The following is a 15,961-nucleotide window of genomic DNA, read 5'->3' as shown; positions in this document are numbered from 1 at the left end:
CCGTTGACCTGTGCCTGCGCCACCGGCGCGTCGTTGGTGCCGGTGATGGCGATCGAAAGCGTCGAGGTCGAGGTGGCGCCGGCGGCGTCTGTCATTGTGTACGTGAAGACTTCCGTGGCGCGCTCGCCTTGGGCGAGCTTCTGCGTGTTGGTGTCGTTGTTGTTGAGCTTGTAGTTCCAGGTGCCGTCTGCGTTCAGCGTCAGCGTACCGTAGGTTCCGACGACCTCGGTACCGACATGGCCGGAGGCGCCGAAGATACTAACGCCGGCGGCAACGCCAATCACCGACTTGGTTTCGATGCCGCCGACGGTATCGACATCGGTGTCGTTGGTAAGGACGTTGCCGGAAGCGGAATCGTTGCCGGCGAACTCGGTGTTGCCGGGATTGACACCTCGTTCGGTGACGGCGGCGCCGAGGTTGACGTCAGCATGTGCGTCCGGGGCGCTGTTGCCGCCCGTGACGTCGATCGTCAGCGTCTGCGTGGCGGTCGCGCCGTACTTGTCCGTCACGGTGTAGGTGAAGACGTCGTTGGCGTGCGCGCCCTTGACCAGCGCTCGCGTGTCGGCGTCGGTGTTGTCGAGCGTGTAAGTCCAGCTGCCGTTGGCAGAGAGCTTGAGCGAGCCGTATGTGCCTTCGATCGTCTTGCCGACATCGCCGGCGACGGACGCGCCGTCCACGACGGCGCCTGCGGCAACGCCTACCACCGTCAGCTTGTCGCCGGTGTCGACATCATTGGCATGGGCGTTGTCGAGCACGTTACCGCCCGCGAAGGCGTTGCCGAAATCGAGATGGTTGCCGGCGTTGACGCTCCAAGCCTGCACGTCACCTGTGGAAGCCTTCAAAACCGGTACGTCGTTCGTGCCGGTGATCGTGATCTTTACGAGCTGCGTGGCGTATGCACCATGCGAATCGGTGACCTTGACCGTGAAGGTTCTTTGGATCGTCTGTCCTTCGAAAAGGGCCTGCGTGTCGCTATCGTTGTTGTCGAGCGTGTAGGTCCAGCGGCCCTGCTGATTGACCGAGAACTTGCCGTAAGTGTCGGTCACTTCCGCCACGTCGCCGGCGGCGGTCACCACCGACCAGGAATCATTGCTGGTGCGATCGTCGACGTCGACATCGCTCTTTGTCAGCTGATCCGAGATGGACGACGTGCCGGCGTCGATTGCGCCGCTGTCGAGGTTGCCTGCTTCCCGAACGTCTCCGCTCACATGCTGTGTGCCGTCGATCACCGGCGCATCGTTGGTGCCGGTGATGGCGATCGAGAGCGTCGATGTCGAGGTGGCCCCGGTGGCGTCTGCCATCGTGTACGTGAAGACTTCTGTGGTGCGGTCGCCCTGGCCAAGCTTCTGGGTATCGGGGTCGTCGTTATTGAGCTTGTAGTTCCAGGTGCCGTCTGCCGAAAGCGTCAGCGTGCCGTATTTGCCTACGATTTCAGTGCCGACATGGCCGGAAGCGCCGAAGATACTAACGCCGGCGGCAACGCCAATCACCGTCTTGGTTTCGATGCCGCCGACGGTGTCGACGTCGGTATCGTTGGCAAGCACGTTGCCGGAAGCGGAATCGTTGCCGGCGAACGCGGCGTTGCCCGGATTGACACCTTGTTCGGTGACGGCGGCGCCGAGGTTGACGTCAGCATGTGCGTCCGGGGCGCTGTTGCCGCCCGTGACGTCGATCGTCAGCGTCTGCGTCGCGGTCGCGCCGTACTTGTCCGTCACGGTGTAGGTGAAGACGTCGTTGGCGTGCGCGCCCTTGACCAGCGCTCGCGTGTCACCATCGAGATTGTTGAGGGTATAGACCCAGCCGCCGTTGGCGGAAAGCGTCAGGTAGCCATACTTGCCTTCGATCAAGCTGCCGACATGGCCGGAAACGGACGCGCCGTCCACGACGGCGCCTGCGGCAACGCCGACCACCGTCAGCTTGTCGCCGGTGTCGACATCATTGGCATGGGCGTTGTCGAGCACGTTACCGCCCGCGAAGGCGTCGCCGAGATCGAGATGGTTGCCGGCGTTTACACTCCAGGCCTGCACGTCACCGGTCGAGGCCGTCAGAACCGGGACGTCATTCTCGCCAGTGATCGTCACGGTCACGTCGCGGCTGTCGGTGCCGCCATGGCCGTCGTCGACGGTGATCGCATAGGTGAGCTCGACGCTCTGGCCCTTTGCCAGGAAGTCGAGGGCGCTTTCGGCGATCGAATAGCTCCAGTTGACGGTGCCGTCATGGCTATTGCCGGCGGCGTTGGTGACGCTGAAGGCGGCCTTGAGGGCGGCTTCCTGCTCGCTCGACAGCGTCAGGCCTTCCGAGGTGGTGACGGTCTTGACGGCGAAGGAGGCCTCCGGGCGATCGGTGAGGTCGACGTCTGTGAAAGTCAGCGAGCCATTTGCCGACTGCATGCCGGCGTCGAGTGCGGGATTGACAGTCTCGGCGACGTCGGAAACCTTGCCAGTGAGAATAGCTTCGCCGCCGATCACCGGTGCGTCGTTGGTGCCGGTGATGGTGATGTCGATTACCTGGGTGGCCGTACCATCTGCAGAAACAACCGTCAGCGTCTCATGAACGACCTGATTGGCCGCAAGACCCTGGATTGCGCTGGATGCATTGTTAAGCCTGTAGGTCCACGCTCCGGTCTGCGCATCAAACGTGAAGGTGCCGTAGTGCCCTTCCTTTGCCTCGGCGGACGGGTCCTGAAAGTGGCCATCACCCGTATCCCGGTCGCCGACGGTCAGCTGGCCACTTGCGATAGTGTTTCCCTTCGCGTCCTCGACGAGTTTCGCGGCCGCATCGCCAGAGATAGATGCCGTGTCGTTGACGCCGTTGACGTCGACCGTCCAGACCTGTGTGCCCGACGCACCGGACTTGTCGGTGACGGTGAAGGTGAAGCTCTCGGACTGATGATCTTTCAGGCCCTCGATCGCGGCATCGTTCGGCGTGAAAATGTATGCACCCGTAACGCTGTTGAGGCGCAGTTCGCCGTAGCTGCCTACCTTGACGATGTCGTAGTTCGAATCCCCTGCCAGCGGCAGACCACCTTGGACGCCGTAGCGCAGAACGTCGTTGTTATCGATATCGCGGCCGGGAACGACGCCCCTGAGGATCGGAAACTCGTCGTCATTCGCCGTGTCGTTATAGACGAGCGAATCCATAAGCTCGATGATTGGAGCATTGTTGATGTCGACATCTTCGCCGCTGCCCAGTGTCGGGTCACCCTGCTGCGTGTCGGCCAGCAGCTGCGCGAGCTGGGTCGGATCGTTCGGATCCTGCTGGATGGTGTCCTGGAAGTCGGCGCCGGAGCTTGGTGCGGAGGCACTTGCCGAATAGGAGCCGTCCGGACCCGCGGCGACGTTGATGTTGTTCTGCTCGAGCGCGGCGATCACGGCCTGCTGCGGCAGCTCGACTTCGCCGAGCAGGAAGGTCGGCACATGCAGGGCACCGTTGACGATGACGATCTCCGTGCCATCCGCCTGCACGAGCACCAGATTGTTACCCTCGACGCGGATGTCGTCGATCGACACGTCAGCCGGGAGATGCGCGACATTGTTCTGATCCGGGACGATTTCAGCCGGATGGACGTTTGCAGCTACCGTCTGCGGAGCCTGAGGCACGCGATCGGTCTTCTCGGGCTGTTGGCTATTGTCGGCCTGCGCAACTTCAACGCCCTGCGCAGCAGAAACGTCAATACTTGCGTCTTCATGAATGTCCTGACGGAAGTCGTGCGAGACGTTTTCGCTTGCAGTAGCGGAAATGCGCGGATCTTCGATAGACATAACAAAACAACCCCAATGAGAAACTGGGGCCAATCAATTACGCAGAAGAGCTAAAATCAATACTTGCGGCCGCTTCAGACATAGCCGGTTATGCATCCACCCAAAAATGTTTTAGGAAGAGTTAACGGCCGGGGGCCGAATATGGCCGAAACCGCTAAAATTCTAATAAAATTAATGAAATACTAACGCACGTTCGGCGTTGACGGCAGGGTGTTCCAGCCTTCGATTCGATGCCTTGGCTATCTCGACCACCTCCCGGCAGCGTGCTTGGAGACCCTAAATGCGGCTCAGGGCGAGCCGACGTCGGGCGGCTCGCCCTGAGATCAAAAGCGGCGTTGAACGCGCCTATCGGGCGGGCGCAACGAGGCAGAAGAATGCGCCCTGCGGATCAACCGCCTGGATGATCCAGCTGCCGCCGGGTACTTCCATCGGGCCGTTCACCACCGTTCCCCCACCGGCCTTGACGCGCTCGATGGCCGCATCGATGGCCGGCACATTGAAGTAATAGGCCCATGCCGGCATGGGGACATTCGACGGCTTGGTCATCATGCCGCCGATCGGCGTGCCGCGCTCGGCGAAGATGGTGTAGGCGCCCATTTCGCCCATATCCATGTCATGGTCCTTCGTCCAGCCGAAGAGTTTCGAGTAAAAGGCGAAGGCTTCCGCACCGTTGCCGGCATAGAGTTCGTGCCAGCCGATATGGCCGGGTGTGCCCATCGCTGCCGGCGGAGGCTGATTGTCCATCGGCAGCGGCGTCATGATGCAGATCACCGCGCCATGCGGATCGGCCACGACCGCAAACCGTCCGACCGTCGGAATATCCTCCGGTTCACGACGGATCGAGCCACCATTGGCGGCAAAGTCCTTGGCGTACTTATCGACGTCGTCGACCGCGACATAGCCTGTCCAATTCGGCGGAATGCCCTTGCCCTCAAGCTCGGCGGGAAAATCCATGAGGCCGGCAACGCCAGCGCCGTTGGCTTCGAAGACCGTATAGGGCGGCAGGTTCTCGATCTTCATGTCGTTTGTCGTCCAGCCGACGACCTTGCCGTAGAAGTCGGCGGCCGCCTTGGGATCGGGCGTCATCAATTCGCACCAGATGAATTTTCCATGGGTGTCGGACATCGTGTTCTCCATTTGCGATGCTTCCGGTCGGTTGCGAACGGCCTCGGATCAACGATGCCGTTCGATCCACCCGCAACTAAGGCTTGCGGGTATAGTGCGCTTCCATGAATTGCTTCCAGGAGCCGTCTGGCTGCCTGGCGGCGGAGTTGAACGTGCGGTGGTCGCGATCATGGAAGATGATCTGCTCGCGGTAATCGGCGAGCTTGTTTGCGTCGTTGAAATCGGGACCCGTCGTGTAGAGGTTCAGGATCTTGCCGTCGTTGGAGACCTCACCCTCGTAAACCCACATGTGGTCCATCATGGTGCCGATCCAGGTGCCGACGTATTTTCCCTTTTCGGCGCTATAGCCCAGGGTGAGCACCGTCGTTGCCGCACCACCGCCGGGCATCTGGCCGGAGCCCTCGGCGACGAACCAAATGCCGTGAAGCGAACGCACGATCTCCGTCCAAGGCTCCTGCCCCGTCATCTCGGGTGCCGTCACGTCCCAGACGCCGACGAGATCCTCCAGGAACTCGTGCTCCTTCCGAACTTTCGCTTGCTGCATCGTCCTTCTCCCTTGGAGGATGGTCGCAGATCTCAGTGACAGCTGGATGGCGCAGTCTTCGCCGGTTCGTATTCGTCGTGACGCTTGACGAAATCCATCGTGCTGTCTTCATTACGGCCTTTCGGCGCGCGATCGAGGATCATCAAGGTGCCGACTGCTTCTTCAAGGCCGCGGGCATAGGTGGAATACGTATGGAAGATCTCACCGCTTTCGCTTTTGTAGAACGCGCTGAGACCGGGCAGTTCGTCATGGGCATTGGCCGGATCGATTGCCTCGAAATTGTAGAAAACCTTGTCCTTCGCCAGATCTTCCGGGCTGAAGGAAACGTGGTAGTCGAAGTTGAAGCTGTTTTCGAAAGATGAAACCCAGGGGAATTTCCACCCCATGCGCTTCTTATAAGCCTCGATTTTGGCAAGCGGCGCCCGCGAAACGGCGACCCATGTGACATCATGGTTGTTGAGGTGCGGCAGCGTTCCGTCGACATGATCGGACAGGAACGAGCATCCGGGGCACCCGGCCTGCCATTCGGGGCCAAGCATGAAATGATAGATCAAAAGCTGGCTGCGACCGTCGAAGAGTTCGGCAAGGCTTTTCTTCCCCTGCGACGTATCGAAGACGTAATTCCTGTCAACCTTGACCCAGGGCAAGGCCATACGCTCGGCATTGACCTTATCCCTCAGATGCGTTGCTTCCTTCTCCTTGAGAAGCAGCGAGCGGCGGGCCTCCAGCCATTCTTCACGGGAAACGACTTGGTTCTGCATCACGTGCGCCCTCCTCCGGCGCGATCGGACGTTGCGTTCCATGCTCCTTTTCCTTGACTAATTACATTGATATCAATAGAAATTAGGCATGTCAAACGCGGTAGAGATTCCTTTTTCAACGACGATCCTGGTGCGCGACACGTGCCTCTGCCTGCATGTTCAACGGGCAGCGCGCGCACTGGCGCGGCTATTCGACGATGCCCTTCGCCCTGTCGGGCTCACCAACGGCCAGTTCTCGCTGATGATGTCGCTGAACCGCCCGGAGCCGCCGCCGATGGGGCCGGTCGCGACGCTGCTTGCGATGGATCAGACGACATTGACGGCAGCGCTGAAGCCATTGCAGCGCCGTGGTTGGGTAAATGTAACCCAAAATGCGAAAGACAAGCGCCGACGCCTGCTAAGCCTGACGCCGGAGGGAAAGGCGGTGCTTGCGGCCGCAGTGCCGATCTGGGAAAGCACTCATGCGAGCCTTGAAGATGCGCTCCCGGATGGCGACATGGGGCGGTTGCGACGCGACCTGCAGGCGCTGGCTTGAAGAAATAGTTGGCGTCAGTCGCGCGCCATTCGCGGATCGCCGGCAAAATCCTCCACCGAGAATCCAACTCTGACTTTCGGGAAATCACAAAGCGCCTGGACGCCAATACCCGAAAGCCGGATCCTCCATGTCTGGCGCTCGACCGGTTCGCGAGCAACAAATGCCGCTGCCGTCAGAAGCGCGATGTTGCGGCCGCGCTGCGGGTCGCGCACGGATTCATAGAGAATTGCCTGGCAACCGACCTCGCGCGCGGCGTCGGCGAGAGCCTGGCACGGGCCATAATTCTGAGGATCAGTCCATATCGAACGATCGGCGTCGAGCGGTGGGCGCGTGAGATCGATGGCGGACGGCGTGGCTATCGCGGCGGCAAAGGCAGTGTATTCGGCTGCGTTGGCGGGAAACTGCGTTGCCGGCGATTCAGAATAGAACAGCAGCCGACAGAAGGCCATTTCCGCAAGCGCGGTTTCCACCCGCTCTGATGCGTAGAACACGCCAGCCGTGCGCCCTGCCCGGCGGAAACGCGATCCATGCGGATAGACGGCGCCGTAGCGGAATGGCGTGGCGAGCAGGTAGTCGAGGCCAATGCATTCCGGTGGCAGCGCCGGCTTGCTTTCCTCGAGCAGGGTTTCGAGCAGAGCCTGCTCATCGAGCGTATCGACAAGCTTCAGTGTCGAGATCTGATGCTGCGCCTCGACCAGCCGCCAGAACGTGCCGGAGATCGCCCGCGTCTCAGACGAGAGCGCGGCGGGCGTCCAGATAGGCAAGGACATCGGTCAATCCCGAGATGGTGACGATTTTTTCGAGGGGCGCCGCGCCGAGCGCCGCGTTGGCGTTGCGCAGCCATTGCCGGGCAACGGCTTCATCGCCGCCGACAATCGCGTCGAGCGAGCGAAACAGACGAACGAGCAGGATAGCGAGTTCAAAAGACTTTGAGCCGCGCTCGAGCAGATAGTCCTGCCGTTTCATGCGCGAGATGGTCGCCTCGGAAACACCAAGCACCGCCGAAAGGGTTCGGGCGTTGAGGCCGAGATGGTCGGCAGCATTGACGACCGCTTTGGTGATGACGGCAGCCTCCGGAGACCTGATACCGGGGATGGTCTGTGCTATAGCCATGCCATATTCCTTTCACTGGAAAGAATATAGCATTTTATTTTCACATGAAAAGAGCGCCGCAATGCACGGCGCTCTCTTTCGTCCTTGATCAGGCAACGGTAACCGGAACTTCGGTCGACGTGCGCATCGCGTGGCTATAGGGGCAAACGATGTGGGCCGCAGCAGCAAGCTTCTCAGCGGTCGGCTTGTCGAGGCCAGGAATGTTGACTGTCAGGGCGACTTCGATGCCAAAGCCGGTGCCATCCTCGCGCGGGCCGATGCCGACCTTGGCGCTGACCGTGGTGTCTTCCGGAATCTTGACCTTTTCCTTGCCGGCGACAAATTTCAAAGCACCGAGGAAGCAGGCCGAATAGCCGGCAGCAAAGAGCTGTTCAGGGTTGGTGCCGGTCGCGCCGTCGCCGCCGAGTTCCTTCGGAACCGTCAGCGTCACATCGAGGACGCCGTTGTCGGAGACGGCGCGGCCGGCGCGGCCACCGGTGGCGGAAGCCTTGGTCGTGTAGAGGATGGGCATGTCAGTCTCCTTTGCGTTGGGGTTGGATTTTGTATATCGCGCAATTAAATTGTACGCAAGTTAATTTTGCAAATTGCATTTCAAATTCGAAAAGAGGACAATTGTCCCCCGTGGAAAGGACGACAATGAAAGCGCATCTGGCAAAGACGATGGAAATTCCGGAAGAGGAAAAGCGGCTGCAGAACCAGCTCTGCTTTGCGGTCTACTCGACAGCCCATGCCTTCACCCGCGCCTACAAGCCGATTCTCGACAAGGTCGGTCTCACCTACCCGCAATATCTTGTCATGCTGGCGCTATGGGAGAAGTCCGCGCAGGCGGTGAAGGCGATCGGCGAACAGCTCGATCTCGATTCGGGCACATTATCGCCGTTGCTCAAACGGCTTGAACAGAATGGCCTGATCAAACGCACCCGCGATTCCCGCGATGAACGGCAGGTCATCGTTTCACTGACCGACAAGGGTCTGGCGATGCGTAGCGAGATCGACACGATCATGACCGCGATCGGCCAGGCGGCAGGCTGCACACTCGAAGAAATGAAGACGATCCGAGGCCTGTTGCGAGGCCTGCGTTCAAACCTTACGGCCGCAGTATAGCGGTTGTGGCCCGGCAATGGGATCGGCAGCACCTTACCGATCCCACAGCGCAGCTTGGTCGGCCTGGTTGCGCGGCAGTTCGAATTCTCTTTGGTTTTCGATGACGGCAGCGGCGCGGCTTTGCGGCAGAAGCTCGCTCTTCAGCCGCTCGACAACCGCCGCTGTTATTTCGTCCTGAACCGCGAAGATCTGCCCGAAATGACGATCGAAGCGGTCCGCCCAGACAATCCCGCCGGTTTGCGCATCGACAAGCTCGGTCGTCAGACGCAATTCATGGCCGCTCACGCGAACACTTCCGCTGAGGACGTAGTGCACACCCAGCGCCCTGGCCACGTCCGGCAGCCGGCCGGCCTTGTCGCGATAGGCGAAGCTCAAACTCTTTGACGTGACAAAGAGAGTGGGAATCTTCGCCAAGGCAGTGATGATGTCTTCGACAATACCGTCGGCGATCCATGTGTGCCGCCCCCCGGGCACCGCGACGGTGAACGGAAGCACCGCGATCGAGAGCCGCCCCGACGGACCGAACACTGCTGGCGCCAGCAGAGCCTCGCTGCGCCGCACAAGCTTCTCGTCCAACGCATAACCGCGGCACGGAACCGTGCGAATGAGCTTTGCCGCGCCCTCCCCCAGCGTCCTGCGGATGTCCGTCACGCACTGGCTGAGCGAGCCATCCGTGACGGCCACATTGGGCCAGACGGCTGAAACCAATTCATCCTTGGTGACGACGCGTCCCGAATTTTCAAGCAGATAAGTCAGCAACGCCAATGATTTGGGGCGCAAACGGACGTCCTGCCCGCCCTTGCGCAGCCGGCCCTGTTGCACATCGAGTTGGTGTCCCGCGAATTCGAACATCGACATTGGATGCTCCGAATGTTGGCGCGCAATCTAGCAAACGCTTCCCACCACGACAACGAACCGTATCCAAACGCGACATCGAAACGAAAGAATTTCAGAGAAATTTCAAAAGCGCTTCAGCGGGACTTCACGACAACCACACGGGTAAATGGGAGGCTTTGCCGGTGCAACTGCAGCTTGGGGGCCATCATGACATTCCTGCACCTACATGGCGTTCGCAGTTTTTCGCCGACAGCAGCGTTTTCGCGAACATGGCACGCGCTTGCGCATCTGGTCCCGCATGGGGAACACCATTCAGCCACAGATCATGCTGCATGCCGCGCGCTGGATCAGCTTGACGACGAGCAACTCGCCGATATCGGCGTCGTCAGGCACGACGAGTTTGCCGGTTGGCATGAGTCGGCGAGAGGCTCCGATCCTGACCCGATCGTGTCCCACAGCTATTCCTGGCGGTAAATTTCGGCCGGCCAAATATGGGGCGGAGAGACAGCGCTGTCTCCCCGAGGCGACGCTATTCGCATGAGGAGATGCTGCCTCCCTGGGGAAAGGGAGACAGCGGGATTCAAATCGATCACTGCAGAACGACGACCGGCGCCTTGTTCGGCACACGGTCATAGAGGTCGATGATGTCCTGGTTCAGCAGGCGCACGCAGCCTGACGATACTGCCTTGCCGATTGAACGCCAATCCGGATTGCCGTGCAGGCGGTAGAGCGTGTCTTCGCCATTCGAGAAAATATAGAGCGCACGTGCACCGAGCGGGTTCTTCAGACCCGGCTCCATGCCGCCGTTTTCGATCGAATACTTGGCGAGTTCGGGCTGGCGCGCGACCATCTCGTTCGGCGGCTTCCAGCGCGGCCACCTTTGACGCCATTGGATAACGCCGGAGCCCTGCCAAGCGAAGCCTTCGCGGCCGATACCAACGCCGTAGCGCATCGCAGTGCCGCCGGGCTGGACGAGATACAGGAAACGCGAGGGCGTATCGACGACGATCGTGCCGGGCGCCTGGCCGGTCGAATCGACGACCTGCTGACGATAGAAGCGCGGATCGATCTGCTGATAGGGCACCGCGGGAATGAGGAAGCCACCGTCCTCGATCGGGCCGTACATGACCGCCAATTCGGCGTCACCCGGCGTCTGCGGCGCCTGGACTGGAGCGCGCATGACCACCGGCTGAGCCGTGGAATAAGGCGGCGGTCCAGCCGTGGATGCACACCCGGTCAGCGCCGAAGCTGCGGTCATTGCCGAAAAGGAAAGGAAGCTGCGGCGGGAAAGGGGTTTTTCGAAGCTCATACGCGGGTCTGGTTTCCTGTTGCGCTGGAAGGACGAACGCCCTTCGCGGAAGTTGGCTCAACGTCGGTGACAAGACAAGAAATCTATCGCCATCCGTTAAATAAACCACCACCTCACGAAGTCGTGTCCGCCTGCCGCGAGACGATATCACCAGTGCTGTTGCGCGACTACATCACGACGATTTCGGTCTTTGCCGGAACGCGGTCGTAAAGGTCGACCACATCCTGATTCAGCATGCGGACGCAGCCCGACGATGTGGACTTTCCGACCGACTGCCAGTCCGGCGTTCCGTGGATGCGGTAGAGCGTATCCTGCCCATCCTTGAAGATATAAAGCGCCCGCGCGCCCAGCGGGTTACCGAGGCCGGGATTCATGCCGCCGTTTTCCGCGGAGAAGGCCCGAACATCCGGCTGGCGCGCGACCATTTCGTCGGGCGGCGTCCAGCGCGGCCACTTCTGCTTCCATTGAATGACGCCGCGGCCGGACCATGCATAGCCTTCACGGCCGATGCCGACACCGTAGCGCATTGCCTTGCCGCCAGGCTCAACGAAATAGAGGTGCTTGGTCCGGGTATCGACGACGATCGTGCCGGGCTTTTCCTTGGTCGGGTAGTCGACCTCCTGTCGCAGATATTGCGGATCGATGCGGCTGACTGGTATCGCCGGCAGCGTAAAGTCGGTGTCGCGTACCTGGCCGTACATGGCGCTGTTCACCGGATTGGTGACCGGCAGGCCGTAGGTCCGGCTAAAGTTCGCGCCCGGGATGCCATAGGTCTGGTTATAGATCGTCGGCGGCACACCCGGCCGCTGCGGGACCGGCGTATCGATCGGCTTGACCCGCATGGGATCGACACCGGGCGGATTATAGAAGACAGGCGATGTTTCCTGCACGAAGCGGGCGGGATCGGTGGCACCGGTATCCGGAATGAGGATATTGCAGCCGCTCAGGCAAAGAGCAGCGGCCGCAAGCCCGGCAAATGGCGACACCCGGCTGAGAACAGTCATAAAACACCCTCATCGACAACAGCGAGACGTATAGCTGCGGCAAGGATGGCACTTGCGGCTGGCGCGAGGCTGGTCACCGGGCCAGCCTCGTATCAATTGAGGTCGGACCGCGATCAGGCCGCGACGCCGTGGAAGAACTTTATGCTCTGCTCGATCTCGGCCGGCAGCGCCGAGGTGTGGTTACCGGTCACCGTATCCGTTTCGATACGGACACCGCCCGAGCGCGCGCGACTGGCAAGCAGCCCGGCGCGGTCGTTGAAATGCGCCTCTTCCGTGCCGTGAACGACACGGACCGGGCACTTGAAGCTTTTGGCATAGCAAAGAGCGCTGCGGACTTCGAATTCATGGGCATTGCTGTCGTCGAAGCGAATGTCCTGCGGGTAGCGATTGAAGAAACGGAAGGCGTCGGGATTGCCCGAGATCGGTGCGGCCGCACGGAATTTGTGTGTGCTCATTGCCGCCAGCATCGTCAGCGTACCACCGATGCTGTGGCCGGCGACGAACAGGCGGTCGCCATCGACGCCCGGAAGATGCTGCAGCCGGTCGGCGGCCGACAGCACATCGTCGACCTCGTCGTAGAAGCCCGAGAAGTTGCCCATCTGGCCGTTTTCGCCACGCAAAGACGGCATCATCACCACGAAGCCGGCGTCGACATAGGCCTTGAGCAGAACCCAATGGCCAAGGCCCATGGCGTTTCCGCCGTGCAGAAACAGAACGCCCGGCTTCGGCTTGCTGCCGCGCTTGTACTTGGAAACCCAGGCGACGAGCTCCAACTCGCCGCCGTAACCCGAGCGATAAAAAATCTTGTCGCCTTCCGGCGGAGCGTCGAGCGGCTCGTACTTGTCGGGAGCCGGTCCCTTCTGCAGGAGCTTGGTATGGAAGCGTTTGCGGGCCTTGGCATAATCGTGATCGATCAGCCGCGGCACCTCCGGAACCTCGAATGCACTTGCCATGCGCGGAAGCAGGAGGGCCCCGGCCAGGCCTGCAAGAACGGTGCGGCGCTGGCGGAGAAAAGAATTACCTTCGTCTGACATCATTTCACACTTCCATGGTACCCGGCGATTCGAGAATTGCACCGGAAGCGTGCGGCCGCCAACACACGTTGTGTTGAAAACGGGGGCCCTGCGGCGTTTTGCGCCGGTAAAACCTACTGTTCGCCCTTGGCATCGATCATGGCGACCAGAGTCTGGAGGCGATCCGCCTCGTAGGAGGGTTTGTCGGGGCGCAGGCGGGAAATCCGCGGAAAGCGCATCGCCACCCCCGACTTGTGGCGGGTGGAGCGATTGATGCCTTCAAAGGCAACTTCGACGACGAAGCCGAAATCCCTGTCCGCCCTGACGGCGCGCACCGGACCGAAGCGCTCGGTCGTGTTGTTGCGCACGAACTTGTCCAACACTTCCAGCTCGGCATCGGTGAAGCCGAAATAGGCCTTGCCGACCGGCACCAGCTGTTCGCCCTCCGGTGTCTCGCTCCAGACGCCGAAGGTGAAATCCGAATAATAGCTCGAGCGCTTACCGTGGCCGCGCTGCGCATACATCAGCACGGCATCGACATTATAGGGATTGCGCTTCCATTTGAACCACGGTCCCTTCAACCGCCCGGCCTGATAGACGCTGTCGCGGCGCTTGATCATCACCCCTTCGATGACAGGATCCGGCGGTGACGACCGCAAGTCATCCAGTTCGTCCCACGAAGAGAACTCAACCAGCGGGGAGAGATCGAAGCGGTCGTGCGGGGCTCGGTCGATGACCTCTGCAAGACGCGCACGGCGATCGACATAGGTGCGGCCGCGTACGTCCCCCTCCCGATCGAACAAGAGATCGTAGGCACGAATGAAGGCCGGATATTCGTCGAGCATCTTCGTCGTCACGGTCTTGCGGTTCAGGCGTTGCTGCAGATCGGAGAAGGTGCGCGTCGGACTGTTCGAACGGGTGGTCCCGCCCACGAGCAGTTCGCCGTCCATCACGCCGTCGAAGCTGATTGAGTCAACGATATCGGGAAATGCGGCTGATATATCGTCGCCGGAACGCGAGTAGATCTTGCGCGTATCGCCGGAGCGCGACAGCTGCACGCGAATGCCGTCCCATTTCCACTCGGCGGCATAGTCGGCCGGATCGAGCTGATCGAGATCCCCCTCCTCGACCGGATTGGCGAGCATGACGGAATGGAAGATCGCCGGCGTTGCCAGCACCGGCTTGTCACCCTGCCCTTCCAGCCAGCGAAACAACGGTTCGTAGGGAGGCTGCAGACCATGCCAGAGTGTTTCGATTTCGGTCACGTCGCGGCCGCCCATGTCGGCGAGCGCCTGTTTCGCCAGGCGGGACGAGACCCCGATGCGAAGCGCCCCGGTCGCGAGCTTGATGAAGGCGAAGCGCCCCGAGGTGTCCAGCTGATCGAGCAGGTCGCGCACGAAGCTGCGGACTTCGGTGCGTCCGAGCGCGTTCATCTGCCTGACGACATTTCCAAGTCGCGGCTGGGCAAGCGCCGGTCGCTCGACGTCCTTCTCGGCGTCCCAGACAAGGGAGATCGTTTCCGCGAGGTCGCCGACATAATCGTAGGAATAGCGGAAGAGCACCTCGTCCATCCGCTCCAGCACCAGCTCGCGCAGCATGGCCGGCTTGACGTTGCGCACTTCAAGCGTGCCGGCGATGGCGGCAAGGCCGTAGCCGCGATCCGGATCCGGGGTGTTTCGGAAGTAATCGGTGAGCAGTTTCAGCTTGCCATTGCGGCTGGGGGTAAGCACGAGGCGATCGAGAAGGTCGGCGAATGCTTTCATCAGTCGGCCTCGTCTTCATAGCCGACCAGGTGAAGCGGTCGGGCCTTGATGCCCTGCAACTGGCACCAGCGAACCAGCGCCTCCTCGCGGCCATGCGTCACCCACACTTCCTCGGGGCGCAGATCGCTGATCGTCTCGGTCAGTTCCGGCCAGTCACAATGATCGGAGATGACCAGTGGCAGCTCGACGCCCTGCTGCTTGGCGCGCTGCCGCACCATCATCCAGCCCGAGGCAAATGCGGGCAAAGGCTCGTTGAAGCGTCGCGCCCAGCGGTCGGCAAAGGCGGAGGACGGGCCGACGACAATGGCTCCCTTGAAGGCGGACTTGTCGCGGCTTTCGATGGTCGCAGGGCGCAGCTCACCAAGTTCGATGCCCTGTTCCATATAGTAGTCGCAGAGCCTTTCCATCGCGCCGTGGATATAGATCGGCCGGTCGTAGCCGGTATCGCGCAGCAGGCGGATGACGCGCTGCGCCTTACCGAGCGCATAGGCGCCGATCAGATGCGTCCGCTCCGGAAACTGCCGCAGCGAGGCGTACAGCTTGCCCATTTCATCGACGGGATCGGGATGATGGAAAACCGGTAGCCCGAAAGTGGCCTCAGTGATGAAGACGTCGCAGGGCACCGGGACGTAGGCAGCGCAGGTGGGGTCCGCCCGCCGCTTGTAGTCACCCGAGACGACGATGCGGGTGCCGTTCTTCTCGATGGCGATCTGCGCCGAGCCGAGCACATGGCCAGCCGGATGAAAGCTGACTTTCACGCCGTTGATCAGGATCTCCTCGCCGAAAGCGGTAGCCTGTTCACTTGCGCAGAAACCGTCGCCATAGCGGATCTGCATGATGTCGAGCGTCTGGCGCGTCGCAAGCACGTTTGCATGGCCGGGCCGCGCATGATCGGAATGGCCGTGGGTGATCAGGGCTCGCTCGACCGGCCGCACGGGATCCACATAGAATCCTCCCTCGGGACAATAGAGCCCCTCGGGGGCGGGATAGAGCAAGGCATCGGGTCTCATGCCTGCAAAGATAGCGGGAAAGAACGGAAGGGCCAGTGGGCAACAGGAAGATGCGGTTCCGTACCAAAATGAAACAGGCGCG

Annotated in this window: 16 protein-coding genes; 3 read left to right on the top strand and 13 right to left on the bottom strand. The window is 61.1% G+C overall.

The window, feature by feature from the left end; translation table 11 throughout:
* The 4 genes from RGCCGE502_RS05450 to RGCCGE502_RS05435 form a co-directional block, all read right to left on the bottom strand.
* On the bottom strand, positions 1 to 3,761 hold a 3,761-nt coding region (locus RGCCGE502_RS05450; protein ID WP_016553163.1), incomplete at its 3' end, for a VCBS domain-containing protein.
* A 345-nt stretch (positions 3,762 to 4,106) separates the two neighbouring features.
* Positions 4,107 to 4,886 carry a VOC family protein gene (locus RGCCGE502_RS05445; protein ID WP_016553162.1) on the bottom strand — a complete coding sequence of 260 codons (780 nt, stop codon included), beginning with the start codon at positions 4,884 to 4,886 and terminating at the stop codon, positions 4,107 to 4,109.
* A gap of 76 nt (positions 4,887 to 4,962) precedes the next feature.
* Positions 4,963 to 5,430 (bottom strand): DUF1579 domain-containing protein, encoded by a 468-nt coding sequence (locus RGCCGE502_RS05440; protein WP_016553161.1) that lies wholly within the window; start codon positions 5,428 to 5,430, stop codon positions 4,963 to 4,965.
* A gap of 32 nt (positions 5,431 to 5,462) precedes the next feature.
* On the bottom strand, positions 5,463 to 6,191 hold the full coding sequence (locus RGCCGE502_RS05435) for a DUF899 domain-containing protein (protein WP_016553160.1): 729 nt from the start codon (positions 6,189 to 6,191) through the stop codon (positions 5,463 to 5,465).
* An 88-nt stretch (positions 6,192 to 6,279) separates the two neighbouring features.
* Here RGCCGE502_RS05435 and RGCCGE502_RS05430 point away from each other — a divergent pair, with 88 nt between their 5' ends.
* A complete protein-coding gene (locus RGCCGE502_RS05430) occupies positions 6,280 to 6,726 on the top strand; it encodes a MarR family winged helix-turn-helix transcriptional regulator (protein WP_016553159.1) in 447 nt (148 codons plus the stop codon).
* 14 nt (positions 6,727 to 6,740) lie between these two features.
* Here the strand turns inward: RGCCGE502_RS05430 and RGCCGE502_RS05425 are convergent, their stop codons facing one another.
* The 3 genes from RGCCGE502_RS05425 to RGCCGE502_RS05415 form a co-directional block, all read right to left on the bottom strand.
* Entirely contained in the window at positions 6,741 to 7,496 is a 756-nt protein-coding gene (locus RGCCGE502_RS05425; protein WP_016553158.1) for an RES family NAD+ phosphorylase, read from the bottom strand.
* Complete coding sequence (locus tag RGCCGE502_RS05420) at positions 7,456 to 7,839, bottom strand: antitoxin Xre-like helix-turn-helix domain-containing protein (protein WP_016553157.1); 384 nt, start codon at positions 7,837 to 7,839, stop codon at positions 7,456 to 7,458. Before RGCCGE502_RS05420 ends, RGCCGE502_RS05425 begins: the two co-directional genes overlap by 41 nt.
* Positions 7,840 to 7,927: 88 nt before the next feature.
* Complete coding sequence (locus RGCCGE502_RS05415) at positions 7,928 to 8,350, bottom strand: organic hydroperoxide resistance protein (RefSeq protein WP_016553156.1); 423 nt, start codon at positions 8,348 to 8,350, stop codon at positions 7,928 to 7,930.
* A gap of 125 nt (positions 8,351 to 8,475) precedes the next feature.
* Between RGCCGE502_RS05415 and RGCCGE502_RS05410 the strand changes: the two genes are divergently transcribed.
* Positions 8,476 to 8,943 carry a MarR family winged helix-turn-helix transcriptional regulator gene (locus RGCCGE502_RS05410; protein WP_016553155.1) on the top strand — a complete coding sequence of 156 codons (468 nt, stop codon included), beginning with the start codon at positions 8,476 to 8,478 and terminating at the stop codon, positions 8,941 to 8,943.
* A gap of 33 nt (positions 8,944 to 8,976) precedes the next feature.
* Here RGCCGE502_RS05410 and RGCCGE502_RS05405 read toward each other — a convergent pair whose 3' ends face one another.
* Positions 8,977 to 9,801, bottom strand: a complete 825-nt coding sequence (locus tag RGCCGE502_RS05405; protein WP_016553154.1) for a winged helix-turn-helix domain-containing protein — start codon at positions 9,799 to 9,801, stop codon at positions 8,977 to 8,979.
* Between the two features lie 186 nt (positions 9,802 to 9,987).
* Here RGCCGE502_RS05405 and RGCCGE502_RS35175 point away from each other — a divergent pair, with 186 nt between their 5' ends.
* A complete protein-coding gene (locus tag RGCCGE502_RS35175) occupies positions 9,988 to 10,254 on the top strand; it encodes a YjiS-like domain-containing protein (protein WP_081647228.1) in 267 nt (88 codons plus the stop codon).
* Positions 10,255 to 10,369: 115 nt separating this feature from the next.
* Here the strand turns inward: RGCCGE502_RS35175 and RGCCGE502_RS05400 are convergent, their stop codons facing one another.
* From RGCCGE502_RS05400 to RGCCGE502_RS05380, 5 genes are all read right to left on the bottom strand, one after another.
* Entirely contained in the window at positions 10,370 to 11,089 is a 720-nt protein-coding gene (locus tag RGCCGE502_RS05400) for a L,D-transpeptidase family protein (RefSeq protein ID WP_016553153.1), read from the bottom strand.
* A 167-nt stretch (positions 11,090 to 11,256) separates the two neighbouring features.
* Positions 11,257 to 12,093, bottom strand: coding sequence for a L,D-transpeptidase (locus RGCCGE502_RS05395; protein WP_016553152.1), 837 nt, complete (start codon positions 12,091 to 12,093; stop codon positions 11,257 to 11,259).
* A 113-nt stretch (positions 12,094 to 12,206) separates the two neighbouring features.
* Positions 12,207 to 13,130 carry an alpha/beta hydrolase family protein gene (locus tag RGCCGE502_RS05390; protein WP_016553151.1) on the bottom strand — a complete coding sequence of 308 codons (924 nt, stop codon included), beginning with the start codon at positions 13,128 to 13,130 and terminating at the stop codon, positions 12,207 to 12,209.
* A 110-nt stretch (positions 13,131 to 13,240) separates the two neighbouring features.
* On the bottom strand, positions 13,241 to 14,869 hold the full coding sequence (locus RGCCGE502_RS05385) for a cisplatin damage response ATP-dependent DNA ligase (protein WP_016553150.1): 1,629 nt from the start codon (positions 14,867 to 14,869) through the stop codon (positions 13,241 to 13,243).
* Complete coding sequence (locus tag RGCCGE502_RS05380; protein WP_016553149.1) at positions 14,869 to 15,879, bottom strand: ligase-associated DNA damage response exonuclease; 1,011 nt, start codon at positions 15,877 to 15,879, stop codon at positions 14,869 to 14,871. The genes RGCCGE502_RS05385 and RGCCGE502_RS05380 overlap by 1 nt, the downstream gene beginning before the upstream one ends.
* Positions 15,880 to 15,961: the final 82 nt, after the last annotated feature.

This window comes from Rhizobium grahamii CCGE 502 (assembly GCF_000298315.2).
GTDB lineage: Bacteria > Pseudomonadota > Alphaproteobacteria > Rhizobiales > Rhizobiaceae > Rhizobium > Rhizobium grahamii.
Note: the sequence above shows the minus strand (reverse complement) of the source record. Positions and strands in the feature narration are given on the sequence as shown.